A 23,648-nucleotide genomic window follows, 5' to 3' on the forward strand; every position below is an offset into this window, starting at 1 on the left:
AGCGGTTCTGGTCATTTTTACGCCACCGTGACCGGTTCAAACCAAATATATATTAATCAATGGCTTATTAATTTAATATAAATTCGGTCTAACAATCCGAGCGGAACTGGGCAAGATTTGATCGCCCACTCCTGCTCTGTGCATAGTTTTGGTGCTGTCAAGGGAAAAACTGCATCAAAATTGACTTTTTCACTTTATTTTTTACCAATCAGTTCGATTGGGTAACCATCCGGATCGGCCACGAAAGCGATGATGGTGCTGCCCGCGTTCATTGGTCCGGCTTCACGCAGAATTTTTCCACCCTTCGCCTTGATTGCGTCGGCGGATGCATAAACATCCGGCACCTCGATGGCGATATGACCGTATCCCGTGCCGATGTCGTAGGTATGATCACCCCAGTTGTACGTGAGTTCGAGCACCGTGTGATCGGTTTCGTCACCGTAACCGACAAAAGCCAGGGTGAATTCGCCGGAAGGGTAATCCTGCCGACGTAAAAGCTTCATACCAAGGACTTCAGTGTAGAAGCGGATAGATACGTCCAGATCACGCACGCGCAACATGGTGTGCAACATTCTCATTGTGTTTGTTCCTCTCTAGTTTCTTGGGTGTCGAATTGACGGCTTGGATTTGTTATCCAGATTAAAGAACCTCTATCTTAGTCGGAGGTTCCGGGCGACACAGAGAAGTCCCGCCATTTCACTTAACGATAGATTATTGGAAGATCCAGCGAATCGAAAAACGCATCGATTTGTGTCGTCTGATGACGCCAGTATGGCCTTTATTCACGTATTCATTCACGATCAAGGCCTCGCTTGAGATCCCGGATGATGTCGATGGGATCTTCAAGGCCAATAGCCAGACGTACGAGCCCATCATGAATACCCGATTCTTTACGCTGCTCGGGCGTCAAACGTCCGTGCGTGGTGGTGGCCGGATGGGTGATGGTCGTTTTGGCATCACCCAGATTCGCTGTGATGGAAATCATTTGCGTGGCATTGATTACCCGCCATGCCGCCGCCTGCCCGCCTTCGACCTCGAAGGACACGATCGCGCCCGGGCCTGACTGTTGTCTGGCGATGATGTCCGCTTGCGGGTGGTTGGACAGCCCGGGGAAATAGACGCGTTTGACCTGAGGGTGAGCCGCCAGGAAATCCGCGACGGCGCTGGCGTGGGCGCAGTGCGCTTTCATGCGCAGGGCCAAGGTCTCCAAGCCTTTTGCAAAAATCCAAGCATTGAACGGTGACATAGTGGGGCCGCAGGTCCGCAGAAAACCGCGCACCTCTTCACCCACTAATTTCTTATTGCCGACGACAGCGCCACCTATGGCCCGGCCTTGCCCATCGAGAAACTTCGTGGCGGAATGGATGACGATGTCCGCACCCAATGCCAACGGCTGCTGGAGTATGGGCGTGCAGAAGCAATTATCCACGATCAGACCGGCACCATGCTTATGCGCCAACTCTGCCAGACGAGCGATATCGACCACTTCGGTCAACGGATTGGATGGGCTTTCCACGAACACCCAGCGGGTCAGGTCCGTGATGGCGGCTTCCCACTGCGACCAGTCGGTCAAATCGACCCATTTGACCTTCAAGCCGAATTTCGCGAGGTATTTGTTGAACAGCACGGAAGTGGTGCCGAACACCTGTCGGGCCACCACCACTTCATCGCCCGCCGAGCACAAGGCCATGAAGGTACTGAGAATGGCGGCCATGCCGGAACCGGTCGCCACGCAGGATTCGCCCCCTTCAAGGGCCGCCAACCGATCTTCGAACACCTTGGTCGTCGGGTTGGTAAACCGTGCATAGATATTGCCGGGTTCGGCGCCGGAAAAACGGGCCGCAGCCTGCTCGGCCGATTCGAACTGAAAGCTTGATGTGGTGAAGATCGGCTCGCCGTGTTCACCTTCATTCGTTGGGTGATGGCCAACCCGGATCGCCCGGGTTTGGGGTTGCCATTGGGGGTCTTCAACTCGGTTCATTTTTGATCCTCATATTTGGTTCTCCGCGGGGAAATCGAAATAGGCGTTTATCTGCGTGTCCAGTTCGGTCAGCAGAGCCAAAAGATGGTGCGTCGGTTCGGCGTAGGTGGCGAACTGATACTCGGCCAGCGGTGCGATGCTGCATGGCGCGGCCAGGTTGCGTTCGTGTTCAATCGTCTGCTGCATGCGGGGTAGAAAAACCCACTCCAACCATGCGTGAAACTCCAGCGTATCAAAACAGAACGGCGCAGTACTAGCCAGTGCGGCATCAGAGGGGCGCTCGGTGTTCAGGCCGATTTCACGCAGGGTGTAGGCAATTTCATCAAGCAGGGTAAAAAGGTCGGACGGAGCGGGTGCTTTCAATGACATGAATCTTCCTTACCATCGGCGTCGCGGTATCTTAATGGATGCGCAGTGTCGCATTGGATTCCTCGCCTTCATCTTCGGAGTCTGCCCAGAACAGACGATGCGGAATCCACTGCCCGCGACCGATTTGCGCCGCATGGAACAAGGCATGGCTGGTGTATTCCTGAGCCTCATGGATGGCATTCACGTAATCCGCATCCGTAGCCTGTGCGATCAGGCCCGCAATGGCGGACGCAAGCGTACAACCCGAACCGTGGAATTCACCCGGTAAGCGCTCGTAGGTGAATTTTCTGGGCGGTTGATGCCTGGTGTACAGCCAGTTTTCGACTTCTGTACTCTGTTCATCGCCGCCTTTGAGCAGAACATATTCAGGCCCCATCTCCAGCAAAACCTGGCCTCGCGCATCCAGATCGTTAGCGGGCACATGGGCCACCTTGACCAAGGCTCTGGACTCGTATGCATTGGGCGTCAAAATGGTCGTCAGCGGCAGAAGCAGATTGATCATCGCCTTCGCCACGTCTTCGTTGGCCAGTGCGCCACCGCCACCTGCGATCAAAACCGGATCGAGGACAACAGGAATATCCGGGTAATCCTTGAGAATACTGTGGATCACCTCGACCAGCGCCACGCTCCCGATCATCCCGATCTTGATGCATTGCACGGGCATGTCTTCCAGCACGGCGCGGGCCTGTTCGATCACGAGGCTCGGATCGGTCGGCACGAAGCGCTTCACGTCCACCGTATCCTGAACCGTCAGGGCAGTGATCACAGTGGCCGGATGAACGCCTTGGCTAATGATTGCCTCAATATCCGCCTGAACGCCCGCTCCACCGCTTGGATCGTGCCCGGAAAAAACGAGAACGACGGGGACGCTCAAATCAGACTTGCTCATAATTCACCATCAATTGTTCTTGAGAAAAGGGTACTGCAAATTGGCTCTGTTTGGGGTAGTTTAGAGTGCCAGAACCGTTATGACCGCACGAACGAGAGCCCATGAAAAACACATCATTGCTGGGCCAGCTAAGAGCAGCCCACCACTGGATCTGGCAGTCCAAGCCGCACCGGCGCCATCAGCGCATCGGGCAACGCCTCGGCCGCATCGGGCTGTACATGAGCCGTGAAGCGTTCAAGGGCAATCTGCAACTTAACGCCATGAGTTTATCCTACATCACCCTGCTTTCGCTTGTACCGTTGCTTGCCGTGAGTTTTTCGGTGCTCAAGGCTTTTGGCTCCGATCAGGTGATAGAACCCTTTCTCACCACGCTGCTCGCCCCACTGGGCAGCTCTGCCGACGGACTTACCGCACAAATTCTCACCTTCGTGGGTAATATCAAGGTCGGGGTGTTGGGTGCGGTGGGCATTGCCATGCTTTTTTTCACCGTCGTCACACTTATGCAGAAAATCGAATCGGTGTTTAACGGCATATGGCACGTGCAGCAACTCCGACAAATCACGACCCGTTTTCCAATGTACCTGTCGGTTCTGATGGTCGGGCCCGTGCTCGTGCTGGCTGCCACCGGCCTCACGGCCAGCCTGCTTTCCAATCATTTCGTGACCGACATCACACAACATTCCGTATTCCGGGACGCGCTCGCGTCGGTCGCCTGGCTGGTGCCGTTTATGGTGTGGGTGGCCGTGTTCACCTTCATCTACGCCTTGGTGCCCAATACATCGGTGCGTTTTTCTTCCGCGTTGGCGGGCGGTGTCGTGGCCGCGATTTTGTGGAATGGGATTGGTCTCGCCTTCGGCAGCATGATCGCCAGTTCCACCCAATACACCGCAATTTATTCGGCATTTGCTTCGTTGATCCTGTTCATGGTCTGGCTGCAACTGGCCTGGCTGATTGTGCTGCTTGGTGCCACGGTTTCCTATGCCTGGCAGAACATCGACCAACTCCGAATCCGTGAAGGCACGCCGGAAAATCATGCCTTCATCCTGATGACTGCGGCATTGGAATCCCTCTCCCGAATCGAAAACCGTTTTCATGATGCCCAATCCGCCCCCAGCAGTGATGACTTGAAGCAGACATTGGCCGAAACGCTGGACATAGACCCGGACGACACCAACAAAGCGCTGGAACAATTGTCCAAAGGCGGGCTGATCAATCTTGTGGTCACCCAAAAGAGAGAAGGCTGGGTACCGGCCATGCCGGCTGAGCGACTCAATCTGGCGCAAATCCGAGCGGCTTTATGGGGGCAACCCGAAGTTCAGAGCCATAAGCTCTATCCAGTCACACGCGCCTGGATCGAAGCGGAGCAGCAATTACTTGAACAACCCTTGGGTAGGCTTGATCTCACCCTGAATCATGCGCATGAACCGCCTGCCGAAACTTCGGTAAAGCCCCGGCCCACCGATCCTCAAGCAAACTCAATGGATAAGCAGATCAGCGATCGTGCCCATGAATTCCTCTGAGTTGCCCCATCAGTCAATAAAACAAGCCCAGCCACAACCCGTCGAATTGGAAACGGATAAGCAAGACAGCTTCACGCAAGCCGATCAAGCCGGCACCCGCAGACCAACGCCATTTCTGACGACTCGAAAACTGTGGGCCTTTGCCCTGATCGCCGCGCTCGCGGCCAGCACAATGGCCTTCCACGCAAACCACCTGAACTATGACGACCTGCTTGTGCGCATTCAGGCTGAAAACGGTTTGGGTTATCTGGGTGAAGAGGTGTTGCAACAGCCACCGCTTGTTCAGGCGCAATTGCTCAGCTACTCGAAGAACCAGGCACTCACCATGCAGGCATGGCTGGCATTGCAAAAATACCCGCAACAAACACCCCAAATACTGGACTGGTACGGGCAGAATCCGGAGTTCCAAAACATCCTTGAGCGATTCGGCCCGGACGTCATTCCGGTCATTGACTATTTCATAACGCATACCATCCAGAGCCTCAATGCGCTTAACGCCATCTCGCAAACCGCAACGTCGATTGCACAAGAGTCGAAGTCCATGTGGAACAACCTGACGGGTTCTGAGCCGACGAAAACATTGCCGGATGATCAACCAACAAAACCACCTAGCGAACTCACGCCAGAACAACGCGGCTGGGCGGCCATCCACGATATTCGTCTGGAAGGAAACCACTTTCTCGGGCAGTTTGATATCGATAACGCGGGGAACGCGCATTGGAACACCACGGATCGCATCACTCAGGATGTGGGGCGATTCCTGACCAGCGGCATCGCCGATGTCGAACGCAAACAGGATCTGAACGAACAGATCACCGCCGCCGACATCGGCTGGGCTGCTGTCGATGCCTTGCCGGTCATAGCGGGATTGAAGCTGCTGAAATTGGGCAAGGTGGGGGCGCAAGCGGCCAAAGAGAGCAAAGCAGCAACAGCCTCAACCAAAACCGGCAAGCTGGCAGCCAAGGAAGGCAAAACGGCAAAAAGCGCGACAAAAACCGGATTGATCGAGCGCACCGGATTGTTGGCGCGTGGTCTCGCGCCGAGCTTCCTGAGAAAAGCGGCCTGGCTTGCAACCGCATACATCGTCATCACCCACCCCGAGTTACTCTCCAGCCTGTTCGTACAGTTAGGGAATCTGCTGGGCGCACCGGCCTGGCTTTCCTTACTGCTGGGGTGGACGAGTGTGTTTTATATCCTGCTCTTTCCCTTCATCTGGCTGCTGGAAAAAATGCTGCGATATGCCGTGATCATCCTCGGCTGGTTATCACCCGAACGGCGGCGTGTTATCCAATCCGTTCAGACAGACAGGAAACAGGAAAACGCAGACCACTGACCTGTGTATTAGATCTTCAACACTACCGCCCTGCTTCCTCATCCAAGCCTCTGAGATAGGCCAATTTTTCGGCGAGCTTTCCTTCCAATCCACGCGGCACCGGCTGGTACCAGCCCGGCTCCGGCATGCCTTCGGGCAGATACACCTCGCCGGCCGCATAGGCATTCGGCTCATCGTGCGCGTAGCGGTACTCATGGCCGTAGCCCAGCTCTTTCATCAGCTTGGTTGGCGCGTTGCGCAAGTGAATCGGCACCTCGCGGCTTTTATCGCGTTTAACGAACGCCATCGCCTGATTGAAGGCGTTGTAACCGGCATTGCTTTTCGGCGCGATGGCAAGGTAGATGACCGCCTGCCCAAGCGCCAGTTCGCCCTCCGGCGAACCCAGACGCTCATAGGTGGTGGCCGCATCGTTGGCGATTTGCAGGGCGCGCGGGTCGGCCAAACCGATGTCTTCCCAGGCCATGCGCACAATGCGGCGGGCCAGATAGCGCGCATCGGCACCGCCATCGAGCATGCGAGTCAGCCAATAAAGGGCAGCATCAGGGTGTGAACCGCGCACGGATTTGTGCAGGGCGGATATCTGATCATAAAAGTGCTCGCCGCCCTTGTCGAACCGGCGTGTACTCTGATTCAGTGCATTGTCGATAAACGCCGTGGTGATCTGAGTGCGCTTCGACGTACTGGCAGCCGTATTCAACTGCTCCAGCAAATTGAGCAACCGCCGAGCATCGCCATCGGCCAGACCGATCACCGCATCAATCGCTTCTGGATCGAACTGCAAGTGGCCCAACGCCTTGTCCTGCGCCCGCGTGAACAACAGCCGCAATTCATCATCCGATAAGGACTTGAGCACATAGACCTGCGCTCGCGAAAGCAAAGCCGAGTTGACTTCAAACGACGGGTTTTCGGTCGTCGCGCCGATCAGCGTGACCAAACCCGATTCGGCATAGGGCAACAGCGCATCCTGCTGCGCCTTGTTGAAGCGGTGAATCTCATCGATAAAGAGCAAAGTAGGATGCCCCAACGCCAGATTGCGTTCGGCTTCATCCATCGCCGCGCGGATATCTTTAACGCCAGAAAACACGGCAGAAAGCGCGATAAACGAACTATCAAACGCCTTGGCCATCAGGCGGGCGAGCGTAGTTTTACCCACGCCCGGCGGCCCCCACAGGATCATGGAATGCGGTTTGCGGGCTTCGAACGCCAGCCGCAAGGGCTTGCCTTCACCCAACAGATGCGTCTGCCCGATTACCTCATCGGGTGTGTGCGGCCTGAGTGCCTCGGCCAGTGGCGGCGTGGGTTCGGTGTGAAAGAGATCGGACACGTCAGTGATTCTGAAGTTGGGGTTTGGACAGTTTGGCCCAGAGGGAGGATTGCATGATGTTCTTCAGAACAAGCACTTCGTTAGCTGCTGATTTGTTGATCACGATTAAGCACCCAGCACCTTGGATTATTTGTAAACCCAAGATGCTCGTAGTAGGCGTTCGCCGCAGGAGCGGCAACCAGAATCAGCTTGCACCTAGGGCCTAATTGCGCTTGAGTCAGGCTTTGTAGTTTCTTTCCGACGCCTTTCCTCTGATAACTGCGATGAACTGCCAAATCAGAAAGATAGCACGCGTAATGAAAATCAGTCATCGAGCGTGCAACACCGATAAGTTGTTCGCCGATCCATGCTGATACCATGAGGTTGCCATTCACCAGCATTCCGGCGATACACTCTCGATCATCAACAGGACGCCGCTCGCCAAGCGTAGATTCGTTAAGCAATTCAATGAATTGATCAACTGATACCGGCGCGTTGATTTTATACTCGAGACTCATGGGCAATATGCCTCTGCGTTAGCGACTATTCACCACATCCACGCCCTTGGGCGGGACAAACTGGAAAAGCGAATCATCAACCTTTTGGTTGACCTCGCGCTGGCTGAACTGGACAGTGGTGCGGTTATCGAGCTTGTCGGTGAATACCATTGCCTTGATGCCCTTGGCATCCATGCCGATTTGCACCTGATTGAAATCGCTTTTGGCCGATCGGTCTTTCAAGCTGTACCAGTTAAGGCCATCGTTCTTGCCGATACTGCTGACATCAAAGGCTTCCTGCAATGGCTGGTTGCCGAGGAAAATGCCAATCGGCGCGCCGCGATTGTCGGCCAGCGGGCTGCGCGTCACTTGTGCCAGATCGGGATCGTAGACCCACAATACACCTTCGTTTGCGATCAGTTTTTGCACGTAGGGCTTTTCATAAGCCCAGAAGAAACGGCCCGGACGCGCCAGCACGAAATGGCCGGATGAGGCGGGTTGCTTCTGCCCGCGCACATTCACCTGTTGCTGAACAAAATCAGCCGAGAAGGTTTTCAGCGTGCGGACAAATTCAGTCAAGGGGCGGATATCAGCAGCCGCAGATGAGGCACCCAAAGGGAACGTCTGCGCCTCGGCCGGCTGTATATCCGACGCATAAGACACGGAGCCCAAAGCACTGATCGCCAGAACCAGACCGACCAACCCATTTTTCAACATAGAGTGATTCAACTTGAAGGGGTGCAACATAAAACCTGCCTGGCATTCCAACCGAAATATCCTGAGATATTCGATCAAAAAGATGAAGAGAACGTAAAAAAACTCAGGATCGCGGCGGCGGCGCCAATACTTCACGCGAGCCATTCGTCTGCAACTGACCGACGATACCGTCGTTTTCCATTTCCTCGATTAGACGCGCAGCCCGGTTGTAACCGATCTTGAGCCGGCGCTGTACGTAAGAAATAGAGGCTTTTCGGGTTTCGGTCACGATGGCCACGGCTTGATCATAATACTCATCGACCGCTTCACCTGATGCGGATAGCGGTTTCTCGCCCGGCAATACGATGGCCGCCGCACTCTCCTCAGACAAAACCGCGTCGATGTAGTTCGGTTCGCCCAGTGCTTTCAATGCTTCGACCACGCGATGCACTTCATCGTCGCTGACGAATGCGCCGTGGACGCGAACCGGCAAACCGGTGCCGGGCGGCAGATACAACATATCGCCATGGCCCAGCAGATTTTCTGCACCCATTTGATCGAGAATGGTCCGTGAGTCGATTTTGGAGGAAACCTGAAATGAAATACGAGTCGGAATGTTGGCTTTGATCAGGCCGGTAATCACATCCACCGAAGGGCGCTGCGTGGCGAGAATCAGGTGAATCCCCGCCGCACGGGCCTTTTGCGCCAAGCGGGCGATCAGCTCTTCGACCTTCTTGCCAACCACCATCATCATGTCCGCGAATTCATCAACCACTACGACGATATGCGGCAATCGTTCAAGTTCCGGTGCCGGTAGATCGGGATCGAACGCCTCTGCGCGGTTATAGAACGGATCACGCAGCGGCTCGCTTTTTTCTGCCGCGGCAGAAATTTTCTCATTGCAACCGGCCAGATTGCGCACGCCCAGCGCAGACATGAGCTTGTAGCGACGTTCCATTTCACCCACGGCCCAACGCAGGGCATTGGCGGCTTCCTTCATATCCGTAACCACGGGGGCCAACAGATGCGGAATCCCTTCGTAAACCGAAAGTTCCAGCATTTTCGGATCAATCAGAATCAGGCGAACGTCATCGGCTGTGGATTTGTACAGCAGGCTCAGGATCATCGCGTTCACACCGACCGATTTCCCCGAACCGGTCGTGCCAGCCACCAGCAGATGCGGCATGCGCGCAAGATCCGCCGTAATGGACGCCCCCGCAATGTCCTTGCCCAAAGCCATGGTGAGCGATGAACGGCTGTCTCGATACGATTTCGACTCGATCAATTCGCGCAGTGCGATGATCTCGCGCACCTTGTTCGGAATCTCAAGACCCACGGTGGATTTGCCCGGAATCACCTCGACCACGCGAACGGAAACAATCGACAGCGCCCGCGCCAGATCCTTGGCAAGGTTGGAAATCTGGCTCACCTTGACGCCCGCGGCGGGTTGCAATTCAAAACGGGTGATCACCGGGCCCGGGGTCGCCGCCACCACCGCCACACGCACACCAAATTCTTCCAATCGATCCTCAATCAAGCGAGACATCGATTCGAGCATTTCCTCACTGAAACCCGACTGCCGTTGCGGTGCGAAATCCAGCAAGTCTACGATCGGTTTGCCGCCCGAAGTCCCCAGTACAGGCTGCTGTCGTGGCGCCGCTTTAGCCGCACGAGCGGGGATCGGTTTTGTCTGCGGGGAAACAGAAGCGGGTGCCGAAGAAAATATATCCAGAACGGGATCGACAGGGGGGGCATCTTCAGCCTTTTTCTTACGTTTGCGCGAGAACGGCGGCACGTAATCTGTCTGCACGGTGGGGATTCGAGCAGGCTCGACACCAGCGGTTTGATCTGCATCTCGGCGATTGCTGATTAGCCGGGATACGAACAACATGCTCGAATCCACGCCTCGGCCAACAAGTTCGAACAGGGCGAGCCAGGACAATCCGGAAACGGCTGAGAACGCAATCATCACAAAAGCGATCATCAAGCCGGTCGCACCCAGCGCGCCCAGGTATCGGACCAACCCCGTTGCCAACACCTGGCCTACAACCCCACCCGCTGAGCCGCTGGCGGCCAAACCACCAACAGTTTGCGGCGCGGGTTGATGGATGGCGGCGAGCACGCTGACGGCAAAGACCGTCAGCACGACACCGCTGATTTGAATTGCAAAGAAGACATTGACAAGCCGGTCATCCGTCCGCAACCGAACGAATTGTCGCACGGCAAACATCAGCAACATCGGCGGCACGGCATAAGCGCCGTACCCCAGCAGAAAACGCGAGAAATCAGCCAGCCATGCGCCGACCAATCCGGCCGCATTGTGCACCGCCGATCCTTGACCCGTGGTGGTAAAACCGGGGTCACTCGGCGAGTAGGTCCACAACGACATGCCGTAATATCCGACGAGCAAAACCAGTCCGAACAAGACCATGTCGGCCATCATTCTGCGGGGCTGGAACAACACCGTATTTTTAGCTGTATTCATTAAAAACCAGATTTAGTTTCAGTTGATTAAGGAACCTCTGATTGAATCCCTCGTGAGCCGAGTTGCTGATCCAAAAGCCTCAAAACGAGGCAGAGGCCGAAGGTCGTAGTTTGCGCTACGATGCCAAGGCCGATAACGAAGTGTTGCGGCTTTTGGGCTGCAACCCGCATGGGACGGTCTTTTGAGGGCGATTTTACGCGTAGCTGGCGTAAGCCCGCTGTGTTGCGCCGCTCACGAATGGAATAACCATTAACGCGGAGCTGGCGCAAGCCCGTTTCGCACCGCGCCTTGCGACTCATCCCTCAAAAGACCGTCTCGGCCACGAAGGATTCAATCAGAGGTTCCTTGGCAAATAGCTCAAACTTTGGTTTAAAGATGTCGGCAGTATAACGGAATAAGACGAGCGGCAAAAACCGACCAGAAACTGTGATTTCGACGTGTAACCGATCGAACGGACAACACCCAACGCTTGGCGAAGAATATCGGCGTGAATCGGCTTATTTGACAATCCGCAGCCGGGAAGTCTTGCCCTTTTTGCCATCCGGGCGAGGTGGGGTCGGATCATCATCGGGCGGGCCATCCCCTTCATCCAAAGAGTCGGCATCCGATGATCTGTTATCCGAAACACGTCGCAGTGTCTGAACCTTGCCCGTATCGGCAAGACTGAGCTTGGGTGCGCTGTCTTGAGCGTCATCATCATCCATGAATTCCTCATCCGGCTCCGGTGGGAACTGCGCCCCACTGCCGGAATCCCGATCGTAAATCCCGACGACAGCCCGCATCGGCACAAAAATCGATTCCGCCTTGCCACCGAAACGCGCTTCAAAGGCGATTGCTGCACGATCCATCGTGAAGTAACGCACGGCGCTTGGGCTGATATTCAGATGAATCTGCCCTTCTTCGACATGCGCTTGCGGCACCTGAACCCGAGAAACCGTGGCATCAACCACGATAATGGGCACATGCCCTTGATCGACCGTCCAGTCGTACAGGGCGCGGATCAGATACGGGCGTTTGGAAAGCATTGGCAAACCTTAATAGCGATCACGCATTTCACGTTCGACTTCGGTCAGACTCATCTGAAAGGTAGGCCGATCGAACATGCGCTTCATGTAATCGAGCACGGGTTTGGCGCTCGGTCCGGACAATTCGACGCCGTAGACGGGCAAACGCCACAGCAACGCGGACAGGGTCACATCGGTCAGGCTGTATTCATCGCTCATGAAAAACGGCTGGTGGCCGAACGCTGGTGCCAATGCCAGCAGACCTTCGCGCAGTGTTTTGCGGGCACGGGCAACGGTTTTCTCGCCGCGCTCGAACTCGGGCAGCAGACCGTACCAGTCACGTTCGATGCTGTAGAGCGCGGTGCGGACCTTGGCGCGGCTGACCGGATCGACCGGCATCAAAGGAGGGTGCGGAAAACGCTCATCGAGGTATTCCATGATCACGCGGGCATTGGTGACAACAAGATCACGATCCGCCAGCACAGGCACGGTGCCTTCCGGGCTCAAATCGTGAAAGTCTTCGGGTATTTCTCCGATAGAAATATCGATCACATCAGCTGTGAGTTCTTTTTCCGCCAAAACGATACGGGTACGGTGGCAATCCGGGCTTTCAGGATTGGTAAACAAGGTCATGACCGAACGACGATTGACACTCGCCATATGGCGTCTCCTAAAGATTCAAGCGAAATAGACGCAGCATGATAGCAAATCGCGCCGATTTAATGGGCAACAGTAACGGGTCATATCGAGATTCCCTGTCAGAACACGGTCGTACTGACTTCGATCCGATCCAATACAGTTGCAGGAACGAAAGCATCGACTGGTCAGAATGCCGGCGTGGCAATTCTGCAATCATGAGCGTAGAGCAAATCGCCGAACTCGACACTGCGCAAAAAGCCGAGTTCATTGGCACGCGCCGGGGCGATCGGATCGTCTGTACTGGCATTCGCAAAATGACCGGGGTGACACATGATCACCGTGTCCCCCGGCGATGCACGCAGCCATTCGCCCATTAAATGCGCATAGCCGGTTTGAGATTGATCGAAGCCATAAACCCCGGCGAACGATCCATTGGTTTTGAGCCCGTGACGCAGCGCTAGCTGCCGCAATGTTTCGGCGCCCAGATGTGCAATCATCCAACCTTTTATCATTGGTTTTGGCGAGATAATCGGCGAGGTAATGCGCACCCACGGGTGAACGGCTTCTTGTGCCAATATCTCCAGCAGACACTCACGAACCACGGGTAACTGGTGCACATGCTGATGGCCATCCACATAATCTGGTGCCCGCCCCAATGCCTGCGTGAAGCGATCCCATTGGGTTCTCAGGCTCTCACGGATGCGATCACGCGGCAGCAGCCCAGCGTGGGCACCGGAAATCAATAGGGACAAGGGGCGATGCCATGCTCCGCCGAATCTTTGTGACAAATTAAGGTGCAGCCCCACCTGAACGCCACTCGTCTCAATTGGCATTTGATCCAGTGTTTTGGCCGCATCGAACCAGCGCGGCAATTGAGTCAGACAGCCGAACCCGCTCAAGCGTCCGTTTTCGACCAGTTCGAGAATGCCCGCATCGACGGCAGGCGACAGGCCAAAATCATCAGCGATCAGGACAATGGAACGCAAAGGATTCTCCACAGATAAAACAGCACGCCATTGTAAACAGATCGCGGCAACCGATTGAACATTCAGCGACGAATGATGGCTGTTTCGGTACCATGCCGACTCGATTCCAACTTTCTGAGTTACTTCGCCGATGACCACGCCCTCAGCCCCCCACTGGACCGCCCGCCTCGCTCGTTTAGGTCAATGGCTGCTCGATCACCCCGTTTGGCTCTTTGTATTATTTGCGTTTTGGTTAGCGGCAACGATCGGTTTGCGACCTTTGTTCGTACCGGATGAAGGCCGTTATGTGGGCGTTGCCCTGTCGATGCTGCACACCGGCGACTGGCTGGTGCCGAAACTTGACGGCCTGCCATTTTTCCACAAACCACCCTTATTTTACTGGGTCACCGCGTCGTCGCTGGCTGTGTTCGGCACGCACGAATGGGCAGCCCGCGCGGCACCATTTCTGGCGGGCATGGCCTCGGCCATTACCTTGTTCTGGTTTTTGAACCAATACGCCAACCGCCGTGCGGCCGGTTTGGGTGTGTTGTTGCTCGGCACTTTTCCGTTGTTTTTCGATGCGGCGCAATTTGCGAGCATGGACATGCTGGTCGGCTCATTAATTGCCATCACCATCCTGCTGCTGGCCCATGTAAGCCAGCAATTGCAGGCGAGACGAAGTGCCAAATGGGTGCTGGTTCTGGCCTATGCCACGGCAGGGCTTGGCATGATGACCAAGGGCATGATCGGGTTTGTCCTGCCCGGCATGGTTATTACCTTTTGGCTCCTGTGGAACCGACGATTCACCCATCTTTACAGGCTGATTTCTCCGCTTGGTTTGGTCGTTTTTTTGGCGATTGTGGCGCCCTGGTTTGCTCTGATGGAACTCAAGTTCCCGGGCTTTTTGCACTACACCTTCATCTACCAGCAGTTTGATCGCTATCTCGACAGCAGTTTTAACAATCCGCAACCGATTTATTTTTACGTCATGGTGTTGTTCGGCGGCCTGATTCCCTGGGCGGTCGGTCTGTTCTGGCTGGCCTCGTTCCCGAAAAATCGTCAGCTCATGTCGTTGAAGCGCACCAATCATCTGCTGAGCCTTGGGGTGATCTGGCTCGGCAGCATTTTGTTGTTCTTCTCGATCCCGACCTCAAAACTGATCGGGTATATTTTGCCGACGGTGCCGAGTCTTGCCCTATTGTTGGCCTTGGCATTCGACAAAGCCCTCACCCACACCGCGAATGAACCGGCCGAGCAGCGCCGTTGGCAGGGGCGCATCGCGTCTATGGCCCTGATCGGTGCGCTGTTGGGCGTAACGAGCGTCGTCATTTTCGCCGTGATAGATCACAAATCGCATAAGGAAATCACCCTGGCCGTGCGTGACCGCATCGCACCCGATGCCGATGTGGTGTTTTACAACTATTACTATTTCAGCGTGCCGTTTTATCTGGATCGCACCCAGCCAGCCCTGGTAACAGGCCCGTGGGATGACCCGAATAATTTCAGATCCGATGGTGCCAATACCGAGCTGTACACGTCGGCGAAGTTCGATCCCGAAGCCGCCAAGCGCATTTTGATTTCCACGGATCAACTCGGCGCCATGGCCACCGAAGCCAAGCAAGGAAAACGCGCACCGGTATGGGTATTCGTTCAGCGGGATGATGCACAAAGGGCAGCATTGTTTGCAGATCAGCAACCGGTGACGCAAGACAAACGCGCCGCGATTTACTGCTTTGGCTGCACGGCAAACGCCCAGAATCGACTGGATAAGTAAGTCGCTACCGCCACGATGGCGATCACGATGAATAGTGCGACGGTATATGGCAAGGGTGTCCAAGCCAATAGCGCCGCATAGAGCAGTTCATTGACAACAAACCCGATCACCGCGACCAAGGCGAATCGAGGCAGTGCTCGTCGAATAGGGTGCGGGTCATCCGCCTTGAAGCTGCCGTGACGATGGCCGAAAAAACTCACCCAAAATGCCACGAAAAACCCCGCCGGGTTCGCCAGTAAAGCGGCCATCGACCACTGGCTGACCAATGCCCAGACCACGGCCAGATGCACAGCCGCAGCCGCTACGCCAACGGCGGCGAAGATCACCAGCGATTGCAGACGAACCCAAATAGCCAGCCCGGAAGCCCGCAGCACCCGGACCTTCGAACCGTCATCCATGTTTGCTATCGGATTCGATCAAACTCGGCAGAGGCGTGGCCATTTGTTCTTGGGCAAACGGGCTGTTATCGATCTGTTCGTCGACGATATAGCGTGGCCGTTGTTTGACCTCATCATACACTCGCCCTAGATACTCACCGAGAATCCCGATGGAGATCAACTGGATGCCGCCGAACAGCATCAGCCCGGCGACAATGGTCGTCCAACCAGCGACAGGGCGTTGATCGATGAAATAAGCCAGCGTGACGTAGCCGCCGTAGATCAGCGCCAGCAATGCGAGAATCAGGCCGAACACACTCCACAACCGCAGAGGCACATTCGAGAAGGCCGTCAAGCCGGTCAACGCCAGATTCAGCAACCGCCGCCCCGAAAAATGGCTTTTACCGTGCAGCCGGGGCTCGGGGGTATACGGCAGGGCCTGCGTGCGAAAGCCAACCCAGGCATACAAGCCCTTCATGAAGCGATTACGTTCGGGCAGCGCACGCAGGGCAGCGACCACTTTGGCATCCAGCAGCCGAAAATCGCCAGCATCTTCCGGCACCTGAACAGCCGAACCGAAATTGATCAACCAATACAACAACCCGGAACCCCAGCGCTTCCAGAACGGTTCATCCCTGCGATGTTCCCGCACGAAATAAACCATCTGCGCACCCTCGCGCCAGGCGGCCAGCATTTGCGGCATCAAGGCGACCGGGTGTTGCAAATCGGCATCCAGCATGAAACAGACATCGCCCCGCACCCGATCAAGCCCCGCGCTCAAGGCCGCTTCCTTGCCGAAATTGCGTGAGAAATGCAGCACGACCAAACCCGGTGTATCGGCATATTCGGCCAATACGGCGCGCGTACGATCCCGACTGCCGTCGTCGACCACGATGATTTCCCAGTGATCGGACAACTCGCCCAACTGCATGCTCAATTGAGTCAACAGATTCGGTAGGTTGGCAGCCTCATTGAAGGCAGGTACCACGCACGAAATGCGTACGGAACGATCATTCATTCTTTTTTATCCGGAACAAAGCAAAGCGCAAGAATACACGCAAGTTCGCCAGTGCCACCAGCAAAGTACCGCTCATTCTGCGCCTCGGATGGCCTCCACCGCGGAATCGTCAGAAGCACACCGGCGATGGCGACTGATAAAGATCTGCTAGTCAGGTATCGAAAAACTCACTTTGATTAGTAGACTCATTAATATATTGTCAAACAATAACGCGGGGTTTTATTCTCAGCCCCATCGTTTAACAACCATCACACCTACTTTCCGCTACGGGTTTTCATACAACGATTCGGTCTCATCAAATCAAAAAAGCGATCGGCTCATGAACCAACCCGCCTGATTTTCATTGGAGGTATGGAATGTCGCGACTGTTTGATGAATCACTGGATACAGACACATTAGATCGAAATACCGCCGCTGCGCTGCCGCGAAGTTTAAGCGAATCGACACTGGCCGACGCCCTTGCGCTGGCAGACATCCAAATCAATGGCGACCGCCCCTGGGATCTGATCATCAAGGACCGTCGCACCATCAAAAGAAGTCTGGCCTACGGCAATTTGGGCTTGGGTGAAAGCTACATGGCCGGCTGGGTGGACATCCCTGCGATCGATCAATTCATCGATCGGGTGTTGCGCGCACGGCTGGATGAACGAGTTGGGCATTCTGTCCACGTCAAGGCCCACGCCCTCATGGCCCGTGTTTTTAACCATCAGAGTCCCGTTCGGGCTTGGCAGGTCGGGCAACGCCACTACGATCTGAGCAACGATTTTTATCAGGACATGCTTGATCACCGCATGACCTATACCTGCGGGTTCTGGGAACAAGCACATAACCTCGACGAAGCGCAGGAAGCCAAACTGGATCTGATCTGTCGCAAACTCGAACTCAAACCCGGTGAACGCGTGCTGGATATCGGGTGTGGCTGGGGCAGCTTCATGCGTTTTGCAGCCGAGCGATATGGCGTCGAATGCGTGGGGCTGACGATTTCGAAGGAGCAGGCCAAACTCGGACAAGCGCTTTGTGCGGGTTTACCGGTCACGTTCCGGCTTCAGGACTATCGAGACATCGATGAATCCTTCGATAAAATCGTCTCCATTGGCATGTTCGAGCACGTAGGGCACAAAAATTATGCTACCTACATGGATGTGGTACGGCGCTGCCTGAAACCCGACGGGTTGTTCCTATTGCATACCATCGCATCGAGCGACGTGAACCCGACGCCAGACGAATGGATTGATAAATACATTTTCCCCAACGGCGAAATCCCGTCATTTAGCCAGATTATGGACGCGGTCACCGGCAGGTTCGTTGTGGAGGACATGCATAATTTCGGCGCCGATTACGACCGCACCCTGATGGCCTGGCACGACAATTTTTCCCGCGTTTGGCCCAAATACGCGCAAAAATTCGGGGCGACGTTCGAACGCATGTGGCGCTACTATTTGTTGTCGTGTGCGGGCACATTTCGCGCTCGCAGGACGCATTTGCTGCAACTCGTTCTCTCGCCTGCGGGCGTTGTCGGCGGTTACCACCGACCCGCCTGATCGGGTCTGTGAACCCACGACGAAAAGCCAAACACCACGACCACGGGCCGCTTCGTTGGCTGTTACGATTGTTCGTCCTTTTTTGCGGCCCGTTCCCGTCGCGCGGCTTTCGGATCGGCTTGTAATGGACGGTAGATTTCGATCCGATCACGCGCCTGCAGACGTTGGTTCAGGGTGACCAGACGGGAAAAAATGCCCACTTTTTGATGCTCAAGATCAATCTCGGGGAACTGCTCCCTGATGCCGCTGGCATCGATGGCCATCTGCACGGTGGCATCCTCGGGAACGGTGACGGCGAGAATTACCTGCCGATCCGGTTTGGCGTACGCGACTTCAACCTCGATAACACCGACTGCGGGCGAATCCAGATTCAAGACACACCGCCCGGCTCAATCTGATCGCCATACACAGCCACCGCCCGGTGCTGAAATGCCGTGATCAGATTTCGGACGATTTCACGGAATACCGGCCCGATCGCCATATCCACCAGCTTGCTTGAGAACTCGAACGACATATTGAGCCGGATCATCGAACCGCCTTCGTCTAAATCGTTGAACGACCAGAAGCCATCCAAAGACTTGAACGGCCCATTGAGCAGGCTGACGACAATTTTTTTTCCCGGATCGTTGATATTGCGTGTCGTGAACACCTTGCGCAAAGCACCGACCTTGAGCGTAATACTGGCATCCATCTCGTTGTCCTGAACCCGCAACACACGCGATGCATCGCACCACGGCAAGAACTCGGGGTAGGCGGCCACGTCATTGACCAGGTGATACATTTGAGCAGCGCTGTACGGTACGTGAATTTGTCGGGTGATGTTCGTCATAAAGGCAGTCGATCGGCTCCGGCTTGAATGATCCCCAATGGAAATAGCAGTGGAAACAACTGAAATCGGCGTCAATGTCGGTCTCGGGGCTAAAATCATACTGCAAAACGCCCTCTTTCGCCGCATCGTTCGCGGCGAGCGAACGCCCAAATCGTGCAGCAAAGAGGGAAGTCTGCGAAACTAGGAACCTGTGGGGCTTTAGGGAACCTCTGATTGAATCCCTAGGAATAGGGGCGAAAATCTAGCTGTGCGAGGGCAAATTTTGCCGCTTCTGCAGGGCATTAGCGAGTTCTATTGCCCAAAAGAGTGGTGGAATATGAGCTTTCCAGATTGATTTGCAGCCGATTTCCCTATCTAAAGCCCGACAGGCTTCTAGCACCTTATCTGATCCGGAAATACGCGTATGTCGAAGACCAAGAAGTCCGCTGGTGAATCCACCATCGCACTCAATAAAAAAGCGAAATTCGATTACTTTCTCAATGACCGATTCGAAGCGGGCATCGCGCTTGAAGGCTGGGAGGTCAAATCCCTGCGCGAAGGCAAAGTGCAACTCACCGATGCCCACATTTTGCTCAAAAATGGCGAAGCGTTCATGATCGGCGGGCAAATCAACCCGCTGATACAAGCGTCATCGCATGTTCGCCCAGACAACACGCGCATTCGTAAATTACTGCTGCACAAGCGGGAAATCGCCCAGCTCATCGGCGCGGTCGATCGCAAGGGCTTCACCGTAGTACCCACCGCCATGTACTGGAAAAATGGCCGGGCCAAGCTCGAAATTGCCTTGGCTCAGGGCAAAAAAGATCACGACAAGCGCGCCACGCTTAAAGAAAAGGATTGGGCGCGCGACAAGCAGCGCATTTTGCGCACCAGTAGTTGAGCCTGCCATGCCCTAGTACTGTTTCGTTCTTGCGGGCACATTCAGCGAGTCGCTTGCCGATTAGATGCAAGGCGCGCACGGCGGCAAACCCGATGCCCCTGAAAAAACCATTCTCAATCAACCCGGCATAGTGATTATCGGCGGAGGCATTCCCATCGAAGCGGGTGGCAGCATGGTTGGTGCCATTGGCGTTTCCGGCGCGACGGGCGGTGATAACGATGACATCTGCGCCAAGGCAGTCATCGCGGCCATTGCAGATGATCTGAGTTTTTAAGACATCCTCTGGGCGTTGCTTTCAATGCATCCTGTTGTGTTCATTTATTTGTCACTTAGCTTCTGTACCCTCGGCTTCATTCGTAAAACCGGATGAATAACCATGACGCATACAACGCTGCACGAACACCCCGAACAGCTCTTCGCCGCCTTGAGCGATGAAACGCGCCTTCGCATCTTGATGCTCCTTGAATCCGAACACCGACTTTGCGTGTGCCATCTGCAAGCTCTGCTTGACAAGCCACAGTCCACGATTTCACGGCATATCAGCATGCTGATGGAAAATCAGCTTTTATCACAAACGCATAAAGGCACCTCGAATTTATATGCACTCAATGAGCGCACACCTTTATGGGTTCGTGAGATTTTGCGCCTGTCGCGGATTAGCTGGTCGCTCAGCAATGAAGGCTTCAGGTTGCTCAAACAAGCCCGCGCGCTGTATCAAGAGAACATCGAATTATTGCAGGACACGCCACAAAACAACGAGAACATCATTCAAAAATCAGGTGAAACGACACCCTCAAACAAAGTCTTCAATGTGTTGTTCTTGTGCGTGGCCAACAGCGCGCGTTCCATCCTGGCCGAAGCGCTGCTCAACCGTTGGGGCCAAGGCCGATTCCGCGCCTTTTCTGCGGGGCAGAAGAAAGATTCCAGCGTCAACCCCAACACAATTGAAGCGTTAAAAGCGCTGGAACTACCCACCGAGCAAGCCGCCTCCAAGCATTGGGCGGTGTTCTTGGCGCCAGACGCGCCGCAGATGGATTTGGTGATCACCGTCTGCGACACCTTGCTCAATGAAGCCTGCCCCGCCTGGCCCGGTCGGCCGATCACTGCGCATTGGGGGGTAACCGATCCGGTGCGCCAGATGGCCGAACATCCCGATCGCGACCCGGTATCGTTCTTTATCGAAGCCGGACGCGCATTGGAAACTCGGGTGAAGTTGCTGACCCAACTGCCCGACTACGCCATCGAAAAAATCCGCGCCCGCGATGAGCTATCCGCTATTGGTTTAATGAGTGAGTAAATAATGACAATTCGAGTTGCAATTAACGGCTATGGCCGTATGGGACGCCTGGCACTGCGGGCGATGTTTGATCGCCCAGACCTCGGCTTAACCGTGGTGCACATCAACGAAATTGCCGCCGATGCCGCCTGCATGGCGCATCTGACCGAGTTCGATTCCGTGCATGGTCGCTGGCCCCAAGCCATTTCGGCCGATGAGCAAAGCATCACCATCAACGGCCAGCGCATTGGCTTTACGATGCACAAAACCATCGATCAACTCGACTGGCGCGCCATCGGCGTGGATCTGGTCATCGAATCGACCGGCAAATGGCGCAGCTTCGAGCAAGTAAGCGCGCATTTGACGCAAGGCGCGCCGCGTGTGGTGGTCGCCGCGCCGGTTAAACACCCTGAGGTGTTAAATGTGGTGATGGGCGTGAACGATCATCTGTTCGATGCGGACACACACGCCATCGTGACGGCTGCTTCCTGCACCACCAACTGCCTCGCGCCGGTCGTTAAAGTGCTACATGAGGGGCTGGGTATTGTGCGCGGCACCATGACGACGATGCACGATTTGACCAACACCCAAGTCGTTGTCGATAAAGGTGACAAAGACTGGCGGCGCGCGCGCGCGTCGAGCCTATCGCTCTCGCCCACCACCACGGGCTCTGCCAAAGCCATTGGCGAGATTTTCCCCGAGTTGAACGGCCAGTTGAACGGTCTGGCCGTGCGGGTGCCGCTGCTCAACGCCTCGCTCACCGATTTTGTGTTCACGCCATCCCGCGCTACCACGGTGGAAGAAGTCAATGCCCTGCTCAAGGCGGGCAGCGATGCCATGCCGCAGATCTTAGGCTACGAAACCCGCCCTTTGGTCTCCATGGATTTCGTCAACGATGCCCGCTCCTCGATTGTCGATGCGCCCTCCACGATGGTGATCGACGAGCACATGGTCAAAGTGCTGGCCTGGTACGACAACGAATGGGGCTACGCCAACCGCATGGCCGAACTCGCATCCAAGGTCGGCTCGGCCTAACCCTTATCCATCAGCCTAGAGACGCCACATGACCGCCGCCCTGCGCAACTACCTCATCATCACCGGCAACTACTGGGCGTTCACCATCACCGACGGCGCGATCCGCATGTTGGTGGTGCTGCACTTTTATCAGATGGGCTATTCGCCGTTCGCCATTGCGATGCTGTTTGTTTTTTATGAAGTATTCGGCATCGTCACCAACTTCGTCGGTGGTTGGCTCGGCGCGCGTATCGGGCTTAACCGCACCATGCAGGTGGGCACGGCGATGCAGATTGTCGCCCTGCTGATGCTGACCGTGCCCAACCCCCTGCTCACCGTGGCGTATGTCATGGCGGCACAAGCGCTTTCGGGCATCGCCAAGGATTTGAACAAAATGTCGGCCAAGGCAGGAGTCAAACTCGTCGCCGGTGCATCAGACGAACAGTTGTTCAAATGGGTCGCCTGGATTACCGGCTCAAAAAATGCGCTCAAAGGCATTGGCTTTTTCGTGGGCGCCGCGCTGTTGTCGCTGATCGGCTTTCAGGGCGCCAATTTCGCACTCGCCGGGCTGCTGGTGCTGGGTTTAATCGCCACCTTCACCTTGCCATCTGGCCTGGGTGCGATGAAGGACAAGGCCAAATTCAGCGCCTTGTTTTCGCAAGATGCGGCCTTTAACTGGCTGGCTGCCGCGCGGATTTTTCTGTTCGGCGCGCGGGATGTCTGGTTCGTCGTCGCCCTGCCCGTCTATTTGGTTTCCATCGGCTGGGATTTTGAATGGGTGGGCGCGTATCTCGCGCTTTGGGTGGTGGGCTACGGCATCGTGCAAGCCAGCGCCCCGCGCTTATTGCGGGGGCAGAAAAACCCTGTCGGCGCCGAAACCGCCCTGCGCTGGAGCCTGATCCTCGTCGGCACGCCTGCACTGATCTGGATCGGCTTTCAATTCAACCTACCGCCCGGCTGGTTGATTACGATTGGTCTGGGCGTGTTCGGTGCCGTGTTCGCCGTCAACTCGGCGGTGCATTCCTATCTGATTCTCAACTATTCCTCGCACGATAAAGCCTCGATGAATGTCGGTTTTTACTACGCCGCCAACGCCGGTGGACGCTTGCTCGGCACGGTATTATCCGGCTACGCCTACCAGACAATCGGCATCGAAGGCTGCCTGCTGATTTCCACTGGATTTATCGCCTTGGCTGCGGTGTTTACCTATCAAATGTGTCGGAGTTTGACAGCAAAGACGGTAGCGTCCTGACACCTC

The 23,648-nt window shown here is 55.5% G+C and carries 24 protein-coding genes and 2 pseudogenes; 9 read left to right on the forward strand and 17 right to left on the reverse strand.

Annotated elements, in window-relative coordinates:
* Positions 1-194: 194 nt before the first annotated feature.
* The 4 genes from gloA to thiD all read right to left on the reverse strand — a co-directional run bounded on the left by gloA (position 195) and on the right by thiD (position 3,239).
* Positions 195-578, reverse strand: a complete 384-nt coding sequence (gene gloA, locus HNEAP_RS07570) for a lactoylglutathione lyase (RefSeq protein ID WP_012824375.1) — start codon at positions 576-578, stop codon at positions 195-197.
* A gap of 212 nt (positions 579-790) precedes the next feature.
* On the reverse strand, positions 791-1,981 hold the full coding sequence (locus tag HNEAP_RS07575) for an O-succinylhomoserine sulfhydrylase (protein ID WP_012824376.1): 1,191 nt from the start codon (positions 1,979-1,981) through the stop codon (positions 791-793).
* A 9-nt stretch (positions 1,982-1,990) separates the two neighbouring features.
* Positions 1,991-2,350, reverse strand: a complete 360-nt coding sequence (locus HNEAP_RS07580) for a YqcC family protein (RefSeq protein WP_012824377.1) — start codon at positions 2,348-2,350, stop codon at positions 1,991-1,993.
* A gap of 31 nt (positions 2,351-2,381) precedes the next feature.
* Entirely contained in the window at positions 2,382-3,239 is an 858-nt protein-coding gene (gene thiD / locus HNEAP_RS07585; protein ID WP_012824378.1) for a bifunctional hydroxymethylpyrimidine kinase/phosphomethylpyrimidine kinase, read from the reverse strand.
* 101 nt (positions 3,240-3,340) lie between these two features.
* On the opposite strand from thiD, the gene HNEAP_RS07590 reads away from it, so the two are divergent.
* Positions 3,341-4,759: a YihY/virulence factor BrkB family protein gene (locus HNEAP_RS07590; RefSeq protein WP_012824379.1), complete on the forward strand. Its 1,419-nt coding sequence runs from the start codon at positions 3,341-3,343 to the stop codon at positions 4,757-4,759.
* Positions 4,746-6,092: a hypothetical protein gene (locus tag HNEAP_RS07595; protein ID WP_012824380.1), complete on the forward strand. Its 1,347-nt coding sequence runs from the start codon at positions 4,746-4,748 to the stop codon at positions 6,090-6,092. The genes HNEAP_RS07590 and HNEAP_RS07595 overlap by 14 nt, the downstream gene beginning before the upstream one ends.
* 22 nt (positions 6,093-6,114) lie before the next feature.
* Here the strand turns inward: HNEAP_RS07595 and HNEAP_RS07600 are convergent, their stop codons facing one another.
* From HNEAP_RS07600 to HNEAP_RS07630, 9 genes and pseudogenes are all read right to left on the reverse strand, one after another.
* On the reverse strand, positions 6,115-7,416 hold the full coding sequence (locus tag HNEAP_RS07600) for a replication-associated recombination protein A (RefSeq protein ID WP_012824381.1): 1,302 nt from the start codon (positions 7,414-7,416) through the stop codon (positions 6,115-6,117).
* Between the two features lie 80 nt (positions 7,417-7,496).
* Complete coding sequence (locus tag HNEAP_RS07605) at positions 7,497-7,913, reverse strand: GNAT family N-acetyltransferase (protein ID WP_012824382.1); 417 nt, start codon at positions 7,911-7,913, stop codon at positions 7,497-7,499.
* Positions 7,914-7,931: 18 nt separating this feature from the next.
* Positions 7,932-8,639, reverse strand: coding sequence for an outer membrane lipoprotein periplasmic chaperone LolA (gene lolA, locus HNEAP_RS12265; protein ID WP_166635992.1), 708 nt, complete (start codon positions 8,637-8,639; stop codon positions 7,932-7,934).
* Between the two features lie 73 nt (positions 8,640-8,712).
* Entirely contained in the window at positions 8,713-8,979 is a 267-nt protein-coding gene (locus HNEAP_RS13100; RefSeq protein ID WP_419185608.1) for a DNA translocase FtsK, read from the reverse strand.
* 2 nt (positions 8,980-8,981) lie between these two features.
* Positions 8,982-9,831, reverse strand: a pseudogene (locus HNEAP_RS13145) (FtsK/SpoIIIE domain-containing protein); the annotation flags it as partial.
* 84 nt (positions 9,832-9,915) lie between these two features.
* A pseudogene (locus HNEAP_RS13150) lies at positions 9,916-11,073 on the reverse strand (DNA translocase FtsK); the annotation flags it as partial.
* Positions 11,074-11,570: 497 nt separating this feature from the next.
* The gene (locus HNEAP_RS07620) at positions 11,571-12,098 is read right to left on the reverse strand and encodes a ClpXP protease specificity-enhancing factor (protein WP_012824386.1); all 528 of its coding nucleotides are present in this window, start codon (positions 12,096-12,098) and stop codon (positions 11,571-11,573) included.
* A 9-nt stretch (positions 12,099-12,107) separates the two neighbouring features.
* Positions 12,108-12,737, reverse strand: coding sequence for a glutathione S-transferase N-terminal domain-containing protein (locus tag HNEAP_RS07625; protein ID WP_012824387.1), 630 nt, complete (start codon positions 12,735-12,737; stop codon positions 12,108-12,110).
* Positions 12,738-12,901: 164 nt separating this feature from the next.
* Positions 12,902-13,702, reverse strand: coding sequence for a ChbG/HpnK family deacetylase (locus HNEAP_RS07630; protein WP_012824388.1), 801 nt, complete (start codon positions 13,700-13,702; stop codon positions 12,902-12,904).
* A 130-nt stretch (positions 13,703-13,832) separates the two neighbouring features.
* Between HNEAP_RS07630 and HNEAP_RS07635 the strand changes: the two genes are divergently transcribed.
* Positions 13,833-15,455 (forward strand): ArnT family glycosyltransferase, encoded by a 1,623-nt coding sequence (locus HNEAP_RS07635; RefSeq protein WP_012824389.1) that lies wholly within the window; start codon positions 13,833-13,835, stop codon positions 15,453-15,455.
* On the opposite strand, the gene HNEAP_RS07640 is transcribed toward HNEAP_RS07635, so the two are convergent.
* Together HNEAP_RS07640 and HNEAP_RS07645 are read right to left on the reverse strand one after the other, a co-directional pair.
* Complete coding sequence (locus HNEAP_RS07640) at positions 15,407-15,853, reverse strand: GtrA family protein (RefSeq protein ID WP_012824390.1); 447 nt, start codon at positions 15,851-15,853, stop codon at positions 15,407-15,409. The genes HNEAP_RS07635 and HNEAP_RS07640 overlap by 49 nt on opposite strands.
* Entirely contained in the window at positions 15,846-16,850 is a 1,005-nt protein-coding gene (locus HNEAP_RS07645; protein ID WP_012824391.1) for a glycosyltransferase family 2 protein, read from the reverse strand. Before HNEAP_RS07645 ends, HNEAP_RS07640 begins: the two co-directional genes overlap by 8 nt.
* Before the next feature lie 356 nt (positions 16,851-17,206).
* Here HNEAP_RS07645 and cfa point away from each other — a divergent pair, with 356 nt between their 5' ends.
* A complete protein-coding gene (gene cfa / locus HNEAP_RS07650) occupies positions 17,207-18,391 on the forward strand; it encodes a cyclopropane fatty acyl phospholipid synthase (RefSeq protein ID WP_012824392.1) in 1,185 nt (394 codons plus the stop codon).
* A gap of 62 nt (positions 18,392-18,453) precedes the next feature.
* Here cfa and HNEAP_RS07655 read toward each other — a convergent pair whose 3' ends face one another.
* Positions 18,454-18,759: an RnfH family protein gene (locus HNEAP_RS07655; protein WP_133484630.1), complete on the reverse strand. Its 306-nt coding sequence runs from the start codon at positions 18,757-18,759 to the stop codon at positions 18,454-18,456.
* 2 nt (positions 18,760-18,761) lie between these two features.
* Entirely contained in the window at positions 18,762-19,220 is a 459-nt protein-coding gene (locus HNEAP_RS07660; RefSeq protein ID WP_041600401.1) for a type II toxin-antitoxin system RatA family toxin, read from the reverse strand.
* A gap of 403 nt (positions 19,221-19,623) precedes the next feature.
* On the opposite strand from HNEAP_RS07660, the gene smpB reads away from it, so the two are divergent.
* The 5 genes from smpB (at position 19,624) to arsJ (ending at position 23,642) form a co-directional block, all read left to right on the forward strand.
* On the forward strand, positions 19,624-20,100 hold the full coding sequence (smpB, locus tag HNEAP_RS07665; RefSeq protein ID WP_012824395.1) for an SsrA-binding protein SmpB: 477 nt from the start codon (positions 19,624-19,626) through the stop codon (positions 20,098-20,100).
* A gap of 64 nt (positions 20,101-20,164) precedes the next feature.
* Complete coding sequence (locus tag HNEAP_RS07670) at positions 20,165-20,374, forward strand: heme-binding protein (RefSeq protein ID WP_049772503.1); 210 nt, start codon at positions 20,165-20,167, stop codon at positions 20,372-20,374.
* Positions 20,375-20,476: 102 nt separating this feature from the next.
* Positions 20,477-21,397, forward strand: a complete 921-nt coding sequence (locus HNEAP_RS12550) for a metalloregulator ArsR/SmtB family transcription factor (protein ID WP_012824396.1) — start codon at positions 20,477-20,479, stop codon at positions 21,395-21,397.
* A 3-nt stretch (positions 21,398-21,400) separates the two neighbouring features.
* Entirely contained in the window at positions 21,401-22,411 is a 1,011-nt protein-coding gene (locus tag HNEAP_RS07680; protein ID WP_012824397.1) for an ArsJ-associated glyceraldehyde-3-phosphate dehydrogenase, read from the forward strand.
* A 28-nt stretch (positions 22,412-22,439) separates the two neighbouring features.
* The gene (gene arsJ, locus HNEAP_RS07685) at positions 22,440-23,642 is read left to right on the forward strand and encodes an organoarsenical effux MFS transporter ArsJ (protein WP_012824398.1); all 1,203 of its coding nucleotides are present in this window, start codon (positions 22,440-22,442) and stop codon (positions 23,640-23,642) included.
* Positions 23,643-23,648: the final 6 nt, after the last annotated feature.

Origin of the sequence: Halothiobacillus neapolitanus c2 (assembly GCF_000024765.1) — a bacterium.
Classification (GTDB): Bacteria; Pseudomonadota; Gammaproteobacteria; order Halothiobacillales; family Halothiobacillaceae; genus Halothiobacillus; species Halothiobacillus neapolitanus.

Excerpts from the sequence above, each read along its gene's own strand:
- HNEAP_RS07605 (WP_012824382.1), bottom strand. The coding sequence starts at position 7,913 with ATGAGTCTCGAGTATAAAATCAACGCGCCGGTATCAGTTGATCAATTC.
- HNEAP_RS07645 (WP_012824391.1), bottom strand. The coding sequence starts at position 16,850 with ATGAATGATCGTTCCGTACGCATTTCGTGCGTGGTACCTGCCTTCAAT.
- HNEAP_RS07590 (WP_012824379.1), top strand. The coding sequence starts at position 3,341 with ATGAAAAACACATCATTGCTGGGCCAGCTAAGAGCAGCCCACCACTGG.
- HNEAP_RS07595 (WP_012824380.1), top strand. The coding sequence starts at position 4,746 with ATGAATTCCTCTGAGTTGCCCCATCAGTCAATAAAACAAGCCCAGCCA.
- cfa (WP_012824392.1), top strand. The coding sequence starts at position 17,207 with ATGTCGCGACTGTTTGATGAATCACTGGATACAGACACATTAGATCGA.
- HNEAP_RS07575 (WP_012824376.1), bottom strand. The coding sequence starts at position 1,981 with ATGAACCGAGTTGAAGACCCCCAATGGCAACCCCAAACCCGGGCGATC.
- thiD (WP_012824378.1), bottom strand. The coding sequence starts at position 3,239 with ATGAGCAAGTCTGATTTGAGCGTCCCCGTCGTTCTCGTTTTTTCCGGG.
- lolA (WP_166635992.1), bottom strand. The coding sequence starts at position 8,639 with ATGTTGCACCCCTTCAAGTTGAATCACTCTATGTTGAAAAATGGGTTG.
- arsJ (WP_012824398.1), top strand. The coding sequence starts at position 22,440 with ATGACCGCCGCCCTGCGCAACTACCTCATCATCACCGGCAACTACTGG.
- HNEAP_RS07625 (WP_012824387.1), bottom strand. The coding sequence starts at position 12,737 with ATGGCGAGTGTCAATCGTCGTTCGGTCATGACCTTGTTTACCAATCCT.
- HNEAP_RS07670 (WP_049772503.1), top strand. The coding sequence starts at position 20,165 with ATGCAAGGCGCGCACGGCGGCAAACCCGATGCCCCTGAAAAAACCATT.
- HNEAP_RS07640 (WP_012824390.1), bottom strand. The coding sequence starts at position 15,853 with ATGGATGACGGTTCGAAGGTCCGGGTGCTGCGGGCTTCCGGGCTGGCT.
- HNEAP_RS07620 (WP_012824386.1), bottom strand. The coding sequence starts at position 12,098 with ATGCTTTCCAAACGCCCGTATCTGATCCGCGCCCTGTACGACTGGACG.
- gloA (WP_012824375.1), bottom strand. The coding sequence starts at position 578 with ATGAGAATGTTGCACACCATGTTGCGCGTGCGTGATCTGGACGTATCT.
- smpB (WP_012824395.1), top strand. The coding sequence starts at position 19,624 with ATGTCGAAGACCAAGAAGTCCGCTGGTGAATCCACCATCGCACTCAAT.
- HNEAP_RS07660 (WP_041600401.1), bottom strand. The coding sequence starts at position 19,220 with ATGACGAACATCACCCGACAAATTCACGTACCGTACAGCGCTGCTCAA.
- HNEAP_RS12550 (WP_012824396.1), top strand. The coding sequence starts at position 20,477 with ATGACGCATACAACGCTGCACGAACACCCCGAACAGCTCTTCGCCGCC.
- HNEAP_RS07635 (WP_012824389.1), top strand. The coding sequence starts at position 13,833 with ATGACCACGCCCTCAGCCCCCCACTGGACCGCCCGCCTCGCTCGTTTA.
- HNEAP_RS07680 (WP_012824397.1), top strand. The coding sequence starts at position 21,401 with ATGACAATTCGAGTTGCAATTAACGGCTATGGCCGTATGGGACGCCTG.
- HNEAP_RS07580 (WP_012824377.1), bottom strand. The coding sequence starts at position 2,350 with ATGTCATTGAAAGCACCCGCTCCGTCCGACCTTTTTACCCTGCTTGAT.